This is a genomic window from Nocardia noduli, from assembly GCF_019038455.1.
Lineage (GTDB): Bacteria > Actinomycetota > Actinomycetes > Mycobacteriales > Mycobacteriaceae > Nocardia > Nocardia noduli.
The window spans coordinates 1-12,188 of the sequence record NZ_JAFMPL010000098.1; the positions used below are offsets into that span (position 1 = coordinate 1).

10 protein-coding genes are annotated in these 12,188 nt (G+C 67.8%); 1 reads left to right on the forward strand and 9 read right to left on the reverse strand.

Annotation, left to right across the window (positions count from 1 at the left end; translation table 11 throughout):
* The 8 genes from JZ792_RS33010 to JZ792_RS33045 form a co-directional block, all read right to left on the reverse strand.
* Positions 1 to 268, reverse strand: a 268-nt coding sequence (locus tag JZ792_RS33010; protein WP_308165552.1) for an acetyl-coenzyme A synthetase N-terminal domain-containing protein, incomplete at its 3' end; no start/stop codon positions are given.
* Positions 269 to 367: 99 nt separating this feature from the next.
* A complete protein-coding gene (locus JZ792_RS33015) occupies positions 368 to 2,002 on the reverse strand; it encodes a monocarboxylic acid transporter (RefSeq protein ID WP_216916817.1) in 1,635 nt (544 codons plus the stop codon).
* On the reverse strand, positions 1,999 to 2,361 hold the full coding sequence (locus tag JZ792_RS33020) for a DUF485 domain-containing protein (RefSeq protein WP_216916818.1): 363 nt from the start codon (positions 2,359 to 2,361) through the stop codon (positions 1,999 to 2,001). The genes JZ792_RS33015 and JZ792_RS33020 overlap by 4 nt, the downstream gene beginning before the upstream one ends.
* A 176-nt stretch (positions 2,362 to 2,537) precedes the next feature.
* Positions 2,538 to 4,292 carry a sodium/solute symporter gene (locus JZ792_RS33025; RefSeq protein ID WP_216916819.1) on the reverse strand — a complete coding sequence of 585 codons (1,755 nt, stop codon included), beginning with the start codon at positions 4,290 to 4,292 and terminating at the stop codon, positions 2,538 to 2,540.
* A 45-nt stretch (positions 4,293 to 4,337) separates the two neighbouring features.
* Positions 4,338 to 4,706, reverse strand: coding sequence for a hypothetical protein (locus JZ792_RS33030; protein WP_216916820.1), 369 nt, complete (start codon positions 4,704 to 4,706; stop codon positions 4,338 to 4,340).
* A complete protein-coding gene (locus JZ792_RS33035) occupies positions 4,703 to 5,500 on the reverse strand; it encodes a LytR/AlgR family response regulator transcription factor (RefSeq protein ID WP_216916821.1) in 798 nt (265 codons plus the stop codon). The genes JZ792_RS33030 and JZ792_RS33035 overlap by 4 nt, the downstream gene beginning before the upstream one ends.
* Before the next feature lie 57 nt (positions 5,501 to 5,557).
* Positions 5,558 to 6,751, reverse strand: a complete 1,194-nt coding sequence (locus JZ792_RS33040; protein WP_216916822.1) for a sensor histidine kinase — start codon at positions 6,749 to 6,751, stop codon at positions 5,558 to 5,560.
* 201 nt (positions 6,752 to 6,952) lie between these two features.
* The gene (locus JZ792_RS33045; protein WP_216916823.1) at positions 6,953 to 7,411 is read right to left on the reverse strand and encodes a hypothetical protein; all 459 of its coding nucleotides are present in this window, start codon (positions 7,409 to 7,411) and stop codon (positions 6,953 to 6,955) included.
* A 435-nt stretch (positions 7,412 to 7,846) separates the two neighbouring features.
* On the opposite strand from JZ792_RS33045, the gene dnaE reads away from it, so the two are divergent.
* Positions 7,847 to 11,413: a DNA polymerase III subunit alpha gene (gene dnaE / locus JZ792_RS33050; protein WP_216916824.1), complete on the forward strand. Its 3,567-nt coding sequence runs from the start codon at positions 7,847 to 7,849 to the stop codon at positions 11,411 to 11,413.
* Positions 11,414 to 11,434: 21 nt separating this feature from the next.
* On the opposite strand, the gene JZ792_RS33055 is transcribed toward dnaE, so the two are convergent.
* Entirely contained in the window at positions 11,435 to 12,052 is a 618-nt protein-coding gene (locus JZ792_RS33055) for a class I SAM-dependent methyltransferase (protein ID WP_216916825.1), read from the reverse strand.
* Positions 12,053 to 12,188 lie beyond the last annotated feature (136 nt).

The following is a 12,188-nucleotide window of genomic DNA, read 5'->3' on the forward strand; positions in this document are numbered from 1 at the left end:
GTCCGTCGATGACGTGGCGGTCGAGGCAGTTGTAGGCGACGTTGAGTTGCCCGCCGCCGAACCAGGTGGCGACCGGGGCGTCGGTCCAGTCCAGGACTTGGGTGAAGGGTTGGTGCCAGTGCAGGCGGTTGGCTTGCTCGGCCCAGAATCCTTCGCGGTCGGTGGCGGCTCGTTCATACAACGAGACGTCGGCATTGGCGGTCGCCGCGAACTCGGCGGGGACGGGGTAGGCCGCGGGGACGTCGCGGTCGGTGGATGCGCTGGTCAACGTAGATCTCCTATCGACAATACGAGGATCGCCGTTGGGCCCCGGCGTGTGCCGAGGCCCAACGGTGGCCGCGCCGTTGCGGCCGGTCGTTCCCGGCGGTCAGTGCGAGATCGCCTGCTCCGCACCGACACCGGTGAGCGAACGAACTTCCATTTCGACCGCCTTGGCCGGATCCTCGGCTCTGCGCCCGCCCAGCCAGGTGCCGACGATGCCGAGCACGAAGGCCAGCGGGATGGACACGATGCCGGGGTTCGACAGCGGGAACCAGTCGAAATCCGAGCCGGGCAGCATGGAGGTCTTCGTCCCGGATACCGCGGGGGAGAAGACGATCAGGACGATGGTCGAGATCAACCCGCCGTACATGCTCCACAGCGCGCCGGTGGTGTTGAACCGCCGCCAGAACAGCGAGTACACGATGGTCGGCAGATTCGCCGCCGCCGCGACCGCGAACGCCAGGGCCACCAGGAAGGCGATGTTCTGCCCGTTGGCGAGGATGCCGAGGCCGATCGCCATGACACCGATGACCACCGCGGTGATCCGTGAGACCCGCACCTGCGCCGACTCGTCGGCATTACCGCGCTTGATGACGCTGGCGTAGATGTCGTGCGCGAAGGACGCCGACGCGGTGATGGTCAGACCCGCGACCACCGCGAGGATGGTGGCGAAGGCGACCGCCGAGATGACACCGAGCAGGATCACCCCGCCCAGTTCGAAGGCGAGCAGCGGCGCCGCCGAATTCTGTCCGCCCGCCGAGGCCAGGATGCGATCCGGTCCGACGATGGCCGCCGCTCCGTAACCGAGTACCAGCGTGAACAGGTAGAACGCGCCGATCAGGCCGATGGCCCACACCACCGAGCGACGGGCTTCCTTCGCCGTCGGAACGGTGTAGAACCGCATCAGTACGTGCGGCAGACCCGCGGTGCCCAGCACCAGCGCCAGCCCGAGCGAGACGAAGTTCAGTTTCGAGGTCTCGTTGGCGCCGTACTGCGCGCCCGGCGCGAGCACATCGCGGCTCGCGACCGCCTTGTTCGTGGATTCGGAGACCGCGTCCTGCGCCGAGCCGAGGATGTCGGAGAAATTGAATCCGTACTTCGCCAGCACCATCACCGTCATCAGCGCGGCGCCGGTGATGAGCAGCACCGCTTTGATGATCTGCACCCATGTGGTGCCCTTCATGCCGCCGACCAGCACGTAGACGATCATCAGCAGGCCGACCACGGCGATCACGACCGATTGCCCCGACTTGGAATCGATATCGAGCAGTAGCGCGACCAGGCCGCCCGCTCCCGCCATCTGCGCCAGCAGGTAGAACAGCGAGACGGTCAGCGTCGACAGTGCCGCCGCCGTGCGCACCGGGCGTTCCCGCAATCGGAAGCTCAGTACATCGGCCATGGTGAATTTGCCGGTGTTCCTGAGCATTTCGGCGACGAGCAGCAGGGCGACCAGCCAGGCCACCAGGAAGCCGATGGAGTAGAGGAAGCCGTCGTAGCCGTAGACGGCGATGGCTCCGGCGATGCCGAGGAAACTCGCGGCCGAGAGGTAGTCGCCCGCGATGGCGATACCGTTCTGCGGTCCGGAGAAGCCGCGCCCGCCGGTGAAGTAATCGGCCGCGGTGTTGTTGTGACGGCTGGCCCGGATGACGACGATCATGGTGACCGCGACGAACAGCGCGAAGATCGCGATATTGGCGACCGGTTCGCCGATGGTCTCCGCCGCAAGGTAATTCGTGCTCACGCCCGGCCCTCCTCGAGCTCGTTACGGATGGCCGCGGCGCGCGGGTCCAGTTCCCTGTTGGCGAACCGGACGTAGACGGCGGTGATGACGAAGGTGGAGAGGAACTGCCCGAGTCCGAGCAGCAGGCCCGCGTTGATATTGCCGAACACCTCGGTGGCCATGAAGTCGTGCGCGTAGGCGCCGAGCAGGACGTAACTGAGGTACCAGAACAGGAACAGCGCGGTCATCGGGAACACGAAGCGCCGTAGGCGGCTGCGCAGTTCCTGGAATTGCGGGCTCTCGTGCACGGCGGCGAATTCCTCGGCGGTCGGCGCGCGCCGCGGGGCTTGGCCGTCCTTGTCGAGGTCGATACTGGTCATCCGAGGGGTCCTAGCGTGTGACGTGGCTTACGTGCGCTGACCGTAACCGCGCCGAAGTCCGCCGTTGATGATGTGGCGGAGGTCACTCCGTGAAGGCGCCGATCTGTGCGGTGAACGGTCGCCGGGCCGCGACGAACGGTCGCGGGGCATCGGAGCCGACGCGGCGAGTTTCCCGGTTATCTTGTGCGCAAACGGCCTTCGCGGTCCGCGCCCATGCCCAGTCGCTCCGGCGCGTGCATGCGGACGAAGACGCGCCCGACGGTCCGGCTGTCCTGCCCGCGCGTCACCATGCTGACCAGGACCATCGACGCGAAGGCCAGGGGCACGCTGATCGCCGCCGGATAGCTGAGCAGTGCGGCGGGCCATCCGCCCGCCGGTTCGTCGGACACTCCGCCCGCGACCGAGACGGCCGTCGCGCCGCCGGAAGCGAGCCCGCCCAGGATCAGCCCGGTCGCCGCGCCCGCGGCGGTCAGCCCGCGCCACCAGATCCCGAGGACGAGTAGCGGGCACAGCGTCGACGCGGCGACCGAGAAGGCCAGTGCGACAGTCCTGGACAGGTCGAGCGAGGCCACCGCCAGCGATATCGACAGCGGCACCACGCCCGCGCCGAGCGCCGCGATCCGGAAGTCTCGGATCCGTCCGCGCAACATGTCGGTACTGAGCACACCGGCGATGCTGACGAGCAGTCCGGACGAGGTGGAAAGGAATGCCGCGATCGCGCCCGCCGCGGCCAGCGCCGCGAGCAGTTGACCCGGCAGCCCGCTGAGCACCGACCCCGGCAGCAGCACCACGGCGGCGTCGGAGGTCCCGGTGATCAGCAGGCGCGGAACGTAGAGCCGGGCGAACACCCCGAGCAGAATCGGGAACAGATAGAAGAGCCCGACCAGCGCGATGACCGCCAGCGCGGTGGATCGCGCGGCCCTGCCGTCCGGATTCGTATAGAAGCGCACCAGCACGTGCGGCAGTCCCATCGTCCCGAGGAAGGTCGCGATCATCAGCGAATACACCTGGTAGGTGGGATGACCGCCGCCGAATCCGCCGCCGGGCCGCAGCCAGGTCGCGCCGTCTGCGGGCGCGCCCGCGACCACGGGCACCGCCGCGCCCGGTTCCAGCACGAGCGTGGTGCCCGCCGCGACGTCGTGTGTGCCGGGGTCGAGCCGGACGACCGCGTCCACCGCGTCGCCGTCCAGGGTGCCGGTGATCGTCACCTGTTGCGGTGCGGCGACCCGCACCCTGACATCGGTGGTCACCTCGACGGTCGTGCGCTCGGTGACGACAGGGGGCGCGGGCGAGCCCAATTCCCGGTCCTCGACGAGGAAATGCCCGAGCAGCACGAGTGCGGGCAGGGCGACAGCGGTGAGTTTGAGCCAGTACTGGAACGCCTGCACCAGGGTGATCGAGCGCATGCCGCCGCCCGCCACGTTCGCGATGACGATCGCGCCCACGGCCAGCGCCCCGACCCAGCTCGGCACCCCGAGCAGAATCCGCAACGTCAATCCCGCGCCCTGGAACTGCGGAATCAGATACACCCCGCAGATCAGCACGACGACCACCGCCGCCAACCGGCGCAGCCGCACCGAGCCGAGCCGGAACTCCGCGAAATCCGGCACCGTGTACGCGCCGGAGCGGCGCAGCGGAGCCGCCACGAACAACAGCAGACCCAGGTAGCCCGCCGTGAAGCCGACCGGGTACCACAGCGCGTCGGCCCCGTACTTGGCGATCAGTCCGGCCACCCCGAGGAACGACGCGGCCGAGAGATACTCACCGGAAATGGCCGCGGCGTTCCAGCGCGGGCCGACACTGCGCGAGGCGACGAGGAAATCCGAGGTCGTGCGCGCCAGGCGCACCCCGTACGCGCCGATCGCCACGGTGGCGAGGGCGGCGAGCAGCAGGGCGACGACCGTCATGGCCGGCGCGGGCGCCGAATTCATCGCGCCGCCGCGCACGGGCCACGCCCGATCGGTGACTCGGACATGTCAGTCCTCGGCCAGTTCGAGGAAGTCCTGGTCGTTGCGTTCGGCCAGACGGACGTAGATCCGGCCCATCGCGTACAGCGCCGGATAGACGGCAAGGCCGAGCAGCAGCCAGGGCAGCCGAACGCCGAGGATCACCACCGAGCCGATCGCCTCGATCCGCAGGAGCAGCGGCAGCGAACACAGGATCAGGGTCGAGACCAGCGCGATCCGCAGGGCCAGCCCGAGTTGCGCGCGGATCAGCCCCGCGACCATGGCCTCGCCGATCTCGGTCTGCTCGGCGACCTCCACCCTGGTCCGCACCCGCCGCGCGCCGCGACGTTCGGCCAGCACCACGCGGGTGCGGACCGGCCGCGGTGCCGGTCCGGTCATCGGTTGGTCCAGATGTGGCGCGGGCCGTGGACGAGGCGCTGTTTGAGCTCGCGGACCTGCCGTCGGCTGACCGGCAGTTCCACGGCCGCCGCGGTGCCCTCGGCGCGCAGGCACACCACGGTTCCCGAACCGGTCGCACGCAATCCGGTCACCAGGCGCAATGCCACCAGATACGACCGGTGCACCCGCAGGAAACCCGCGTTCTCCCATCGGGATTCGAGGGCGGACAGGGGGATGCGGACCAGATGCGATCCGGCGCTGGTGTGCAGTCGCGCGTAATCGCCGTCGGCCTCCACCCAGCTCACGCTCGATCGGTGCACCAGCGTGGTGACCCCGCCCAGTTCCACCGGGATGACCTCGTTCGGATCCGTTCGGGGTTGCCCGGTGTCCGGTGTCCGCGCCACGCGCGCGCCGACGATGCGGCGCACCGCCTCGCCGAGACGCGCCTCCCGCAACGGTTTCAACAGATAGTCGATCGCGCCGAGATCGAAGGCGGCCACCGCGCGGTCCTCGTGGGCGGTAACGAATACCACGGCGGGCGGATTCGCGAATTCCGACAGGATTCCGGCCAGTTCCATCCCGTCGAGTCCGGGCATATTGATATCGAGGAAGACCGCGTCCACCGGATGGACCCGCAGCAGTCGCAAGGCCTCGGTCGCGTCGCCCGCGGGGTGGATCTCACCGACCTCCGATTGCGCGCGCAACAGATATACCAACTCGTCGAGCGCGGGTTTCTCGTCGTCGACGGCCAGTACGCGCAGGGCGGTCGGCGTGGTATCGGTGGTGCGTGTCACGATCGCTCCATCGTAAAGCGCGGTGCGGTGCGTGCCGATTCCGGTATCCGCACGTCCTCACGCCTGAATTCCGGCGCGGAACTTCGGGACGCGCAGGCCGACCTTGGTACCCGCGCCGGGCGCGGTCTCCACGACGAGGCCGTAGTCGTTGCCGAACGCGGCACGTAATCGATCGTCCACGTTCGCCAGTCCCACGTGGGCGGATTCGGTGGAACCCGTCGATCCCGATCCCGCCGCGACCGCGTCGAGCGCCCCCGAACGCAGCAGTTCCGGATCCATGCCGTCCCCGTCGTCCTCGACGGTGATCACGCAATCGGTGCCCGCGTCGTCGGCGACGATCGAAATGGTGCCGCGCCGCGCTCCGGCCAGTCCGTGACGCACCGCGTTCTCGACCAGCGGTTGCAATGCGAGAAATGGCAGGACGACACCGAGTACCTCCGGCGCGATCTGCAATCGCACCTCGAGCGCGTCGCCGAATCGGGCGCGTTCCAACGCGAGATAGCGCTCTATATTGCGCAATTCGTCGGCGAGCACCGTGAATTCGCCCGCGGTGCGGAACGAATACCGCGTGAAATCGGCGAATTCGATGATCAATTCGCGAGCGCGGTCCGGGTCGGTGCGCACGAACGAGGCGATCGTATTGAGCGCGTTGTAGATGAAATGCGGACTGATCTGGGCGCGCAGCGCGCGTACCTCGGCGCGGTCCAGTCGTGCGCGCGAGGCGTCGAGTTCGGCCAGCTCCAACTGACCGCACACGTATCTGGCGACCTCGGCGATGGCGCCGAGCCGCCCCGGCCCCGGCTGCTCGGTCGTCACCACACCCAGCGCGCCCGCCACCCCGGCGTTCTCGATCGACAGCGGTTGCGCGACCAGGGTGCGTCCGGTCTGATCACCGCGTCCCGGCAGTACGACCAGTACGGGGCGCTCGGTCGCGACGGCGCGTTCGGCGGCGTCGGTGAAGCGCTCGACGAGTTCGGCGTGCGGCCCGTTCCACGCCAGCAACACCCCGTCGGCGTCGGCGACGCCGAGTGCCTGCGCGCCGGTCAGGATCCGCAGATGCGGGGCGGCCTCCTGCGCCGAGGCGGCGGTGAGCCCGCCGCGCAGCGGTCGTGCCGCCAGCGAGGCGGTGTGCAATGCGGTGTGCACCGCTCGTTCGGCGGGCGTGGTCACCGACCGGCGCGTACGCGGCCACAACAGCAGTGCCCCGGCGATCAGGGCCGCCCCGACGATGATCGCGACGGCTGTCGTCATCGGGGAGCGCGGCGCGGCGATGGGCTCATCGGCCGATTATCCCGCCGACCGGTCTGTCGGGGCGGGCAGCGTTTCCTCGCGAACGGTGTCATTCTCGCGAACGGTGTCATTCTCGCGAACGGTGTCATTCTCGCGAACGGTGTCGTCCCAGCGAACGGTGTCGTCCTGTCCTCGGACGACGCCGAGGACAGGAAGCAGTCCCTACGGCCGGTACTTCTTCACCGTGAAGTCGACGCCGCCCGACTCGGGGGCATACGCGTTGCCGACGGTGACGTTGCCGGTGAAATTCCCGATGCCGGGGGCGAAGATCGCGGAGTATCCGCCGTTGCTCCAGTATCCGGGGCCGCGCGCGACGGTGGTGAACGCACCGCTCTGTCCGGTCGTGAGATTGCGCCAGTTCAGCGTGACGGGCAGGCTGCACGCGCCCATGTCGCCGACCCCGACCATATTCGTGCTGACGGTGAACGCGGCGTGGTCGGGATAGCCGTTGCCGCTCACCGAGGCGTCGACCTGCGCGGCGCACGGACCGTCGGTGAGCGCGTAGATGGTGGCGAACGGGCCCTCAACCACGGCCCCCGCCGGACTCGCGCCCGCGAGCGGTACGACAGCGGCGACCGCCGAGGCGGCGGCGAGCGCGAATCCTGTCCTGATCGAAATCATCGGCACCTCTTCGTGTTCGGATGTGGAGTCGGTCGTGCCCGTGGTGCGGCGGTCCTGCGGCCCGGGCGATCACGCGTCATACAGTCTGCCTATCACCGACCCCGGATGCTCGCGGACACCCTTGGCGAGGAAGGGGTTGTTCGTGATCCGGCGTCGTCGATGTGACGGGTGCGGGGCTCGCGCGGTCCGGTCCGGTTCTGGATTCCTCCGGCGGGGAGCGGCCGTGGTTCGGGGATCGCGTAGGGTGAGCGGTCCCCGAAAACGCGTCGTCATGGCGGAAATCGGACGGGTATAGGACGAGTTCTTCGACGCGCCGGTGATCTTCGACACCGACACGCCGAGCTCTCCTGCGGCGTCCGGGTTCGGCATGCGTGGCGGTCGAAATCTGTCATACCGACGTGCCTAGAATCGCTAGGCCAACCCCCGTCGAGACCCATGGGAGGAAGGACCGTCTTGGCCGCCTCGTCCGGATCGTTCGTTCATCTGCACAACCACACCGAGTACTCCATGCTCGACGGCGCGGCGAAGATCTCGCCCCTGTTCGCCGAGGCGAATCGGCTGGGAATGGGTGCGGTCGGGATGACCGACCACGGCAACATGTACGGCGCCTCGGAGTTCTACAACTCCGCGAAGAAGGCGGGCATCAAGCCGATCATCGGCATCGAGGCCTACATCGCGCCGGGTTCCCGGTTCGACACCAAACGTGTGCAGTGGGGCGATCCGGGGCAGAAGGGCGACGACGTCTCGGGTTCGGGCGCCTACACCCATATGACCATGGTCGCCGAGAACGCGACCGGTCTGCGCAACCTGTTCAAACTGTCCTCGCTGGCCTCGCTCGAAGGACAGCTCGGCAAGTGGGCGCGCATGGACGAGGAGATCATCGCCCAGCACGCCGAGGGCATCATCGCCACCACCGGCTGCCCCTCCGGCGAGGTGCAGACCCGGCTGCGGCTCGGTCACGAGCGCGAGGCGCTGGAGGCCGCCGCCAAATGGCAGGAGATCTTCGGCCCGGACAATTTCTTCCTCGAGGTGATGGACCACGGGCTCTCCATCGAGCGCCGGGTCCGCGAGGGTCTCATCTCGGTCGGCAAGCAGCTCTCCATCCCGGCCATCGCCACCAACGACTGCCACTACGTCACCAAGGACGCGTCGACCAACCACGAAGCGCTGCTGTGTATTCAGACCGGCAAGACGCTCAGCGACCCGACCCGGTTCAAATTCGACGGTGACGGCTACTACCTGAAATCCGCCGAGGAGATGCGCGCGATCTGGGACGCGGAGGTCCCCGACGCCTGCGACAACACCGTGCTCATCGGCGAACGCGTGCAGCCCTACGACGAGGTGTGGGCGCACACCGACCGGATGCCGATCTTCCCGGTGCCCGAGGGCCACGACCAGGCCAGCTGGCTGCGCCGCGAGGTCGACCTCGGGCTGGCGCGCCGCTTCCCGGACGGCGCTCCCCGCGAATACCTCGATCGCGCCGCCTACGAGATCGGCGTCATCCTGGAAATGGGTTTCCCCGCCTACTTCCTCGTGGTCGGCGACCTCATCAACCACGCGCGCGAGGTCGGCATCCGGGTCGGTCCCGGTCGTGGTTCGGCGGCCGGTTCGCTGGTCGCCTACGCACTCGGCATCACCAATATCGATCCGCTGCCGCACGGCCTGCTGTTCGAGCGGTTCCTCAACCCCGAGCGCGTGTCGATGCCCGATATCGATATCGACTTCGACGATCGCCGCCGCGGTGAGATGGTGCGCTACGCGAGCGAGAAATGGGGCACCGACCGGGTCGCCCAGGTCATCACCTTCGGCACCATCAAGACCAAGGCCGCGATCAAGGACTCGGCGCGAGTGCTGTTCGGCCAGCCCGGATTCGCGATCGCCGACCAGATCACCAAGGCGCTGCCGCCGCCGATCATGGCCAAGGACATCTCGGTCTCCGGCATCACCGATCCGGATCACGAGCGGTACAAGGAAGCCGCCGAGGTCCGTGAACTCATCAACACCAATCCGGATATCGCCAAGATCTACGAGACCGCGCGCGGGCTCGAAGGTCTGATCCGCAACGCGGGCGTGCACGCCTGCGCGGTCATCATGTCCTGTGATCCGCTCATGGAGGCGATCCCGCTGTGGAAGCGGCCGCAGGACGGCGCGCTGATCACCGGATGGGACTATCCGTCCTGCGAGGCCATCGGCCTGCTGAAGATGGACTTCCTGGGCCTGCGCAACCTCACCGTCATCGGTGACGCGCTGGAGAACATCAAGGCCAACCGCGGTATCGAGCTGGACATGGACACCCTGCCGCTCGACGACGCACCGACCTACGAACTGCTCTCGCGCGGTGACACCCTGGGCGTGTTCCAGCTCGACGGTGGCCCAATGCGCGATCTGCTGCGCCGGATGCAGCCGAACGCGTTCGAGGACATCGTCGCCGTCGGCGCGCTGTATCGCCCCGGTCCGATGGGCATGAACGCGCACAACGACTACGCCGACCGCAAGAACGATCGCCAAGAGGTCAAGCCGATCCATCCGGAGCTGGCCGAGCCGCTGAAGGAGATCCTCGGCGAGACCTACGGTCTGATCGTCTACCAAGAGCAGATCATGCACGTCGCGCAGAAAGTGGCCGGATACTCGCTCGGTCGAGCCGACATCCTGCGCCGCGCGATGGGTAAGAAGAAGGCCGAAGTGCTGGCCGCGGAGTTCGAGGGCTTCGAAGAGGGCATGCAGGCCAACGGATATTCCAAGGCCGCGATCAAGGCGCTGTGGGACACGATCCTCCCGTTCGCCGGCTACGCCTTCAACAAATCGCACGCCGCCGCCTACGGTCTGATCTCCTACTGGACCGCCTACCTCAAGGCCAACTACCCGGCCGAGTACATGGCGGGCCTGCTCACCTCCGTCGGTGACGACAAGGACAAGGCCGCGATCTACCTGTCGGACTGCCGCAAACTCGGCATCACCGTGCTCCCGCCGGATGTCAACGAATCGGAGTTGAACTTCGCCTCGGTCGGCAAGGACATCCGCTTCGGCCTCGGCGCGGTCCGCAACGTCGGCACCAATGTCGTGTCCTCGATCATCCAGGCGCGCAAGGACAAGTCGAAATTCACCGACTTCTCCGATTACCTGAACAAGATCGATGCCGTCGCCTGCACCAAGAAGGTCACCGAATCCCTGATCAAGGCCGGTGCTTTCGACTCGCTCGGCCATCCGCGCAAGGGCCTGCTGCTGATCCACTCCGACGCCATCGACGCGGTGATGACCACCAAGAAGGCCGAGGCGATCGGACAGTTCGACCTGTTCGGCGGGCTCGACGCCGACGAGTCGGTGTCCTCGGTATTCAATGTGGCCGTACCCGCCGACGAGTGGGAGACCAAGCACAAACTGGCCCTCGAGCGCGAGATGCTCGGCCTCTACGTCTCCGGGCATCCGCTCAACGGTGTCGAACACGTCCTCGCCTCGCAGGTGGACACCCCGATCCCGGCGATCCTGGGAGGCGATGTCAAGGACGGGGCTCAGGTCACCATCGGCGGCATCCTCGCCTCGGTGAACCGGCGTATCAACAAGAACGGCCTGGCCTGGGCCTCCGCGCAGTTGGAGGATCTGACCGGTGGCGTCGAGGTGCTGTTCTTCCCGCAGTCGTATTCGGTGTTCGGCATGGACGTGGTCGAGGACGCGGTGGTGCTGGTCAAGGCGCGGGTCTCGGTGCGCGACGATCGGATCTCGTTGATCGCCAACGATCTCGTCGTCCCCGACCTGTCCGCGATCGGTGTCGCCAAACCGCTCGCGGTCATCGTCACCACGCGGATGTGCACCCCGGACAAGATCGGTGAACTCAAGCGGGTGCTGTCACGTCATCCGGGAACTTCGGACGTGCACGTGCGCCACGTCGGGGCGCGTGAGAAGACCACCCTGTTGAAACTCGACGACAGTCTGCGCGTTTCACCGTCGTCCGCCTTGATGGGTGATCTGAAGGCGTTACTCGGTCCGGGCTGTCTCGCGGTCTGATCCACGGCGCGGGACCCGTCGTCAGGCGGGGACCGCGACCCCGAGGGAAAGCGCGCCGACGATCTTCGGCGTGTCCTCGGCGTAGAACACGTCGATCTCGCGGATCCGGTAACCCGCCGTCTCGAGGAGTCCGCGGATATCGCGGTTCAGATTGCAGCCACCCGCCACGGCTTTCTGCACCGGATTCAGCCGGTTCTGCCAGCGGCGCACCGAGGCGTCGGGCGCGAGTCCGTGTTCCACGAAATGCAGGGTGCCGCCCGGCACGAGTACCCGACGCACCTCCGCCAGCGCGGCGGCGATATCCGGGATGGTGCACATGGTCCAGGTGGACAGCGCGCTGTCGAAGCTGTCGTCGGGGAAGGGCAGCGATTGGCCGTCGAGACCCGCCCGCTCGATCGGCACCGTGGCCGCCGCGAGACGTTTGCCCGCGAGTCGCCATCCGAGATCGGCCGGTTCCACCGCGCTGACCGATCCGACCGTGGCCGGATAGAACGGCACGTTCAACCCGGAGCCGAATCCGATCTCCACCACCCTGCCGTGCAGTCCGGCGCAGGCGCGTTCGCGCTGCGGATCGTTGGCCTTCAATCCGCACGCCACGTCGATGAGGCGCGGCACGATCCGATCTCCGTAGAATCCCACGCTTCCACTGTGTCAGCCAGGAGGTACGGATGCACGCGCCCGGTGCGAGCCGGTCTCGCCCCGCGGTCGACGGCCGGAGCGCGGAGGCGCCCGACGGCCTGGAGCGGGGCGCTCGCCTGACGGGCCGGATCGCGCC

Excerpts from the sequence above, each read along its gene's own strand:
- JZ792_RS33020 (WP_216916818.1), bottom strand. The coding sequence starts at position 2,361 with ATGACCAGTATCGACCTCGACAAGGACGGCCAAGCCCCGCGGCGCGCG.
- JZ792_RS33025 (WP_216916819.1), bottom strand. The coding sequence starts at position 4,292 with ATGAATTCGGCGCCCGCGCCGGCCATGACGGTCGTCGCCCTGCTGCTC.
- JZ792_RS33030 (WP_216916820.1), bottom strand. The coding sequence starts at position 4,706 with ATGACCGGACCGGCACCGCGGCCGGTCCGCACCCGCGTGGTGCTGGCC.
- JZ792_RS33040 (WP_216916822.1), bottom strand. The coding sequence starts at position 6,751 with ATGACGACAGCCGTCGCGATCATCGTCGGGGCGGCCCTGATCGCCGGG.
- JZ792_RS33045 (WP_216916823.1), bottom strand. The coding sequence starts at position 7,411 with ATGATTTCGATCAGGACAGGATTCGCGCTCGCCGCCGCCTCGGCGGTC.
- dnaE (WP_216916824.1), top strand. The coding sequence starts at position 7,847 with ATGGGAGGAAGGACCGTCTTGGCCGCCTCGTCCGGATCGTTCGTTCAT.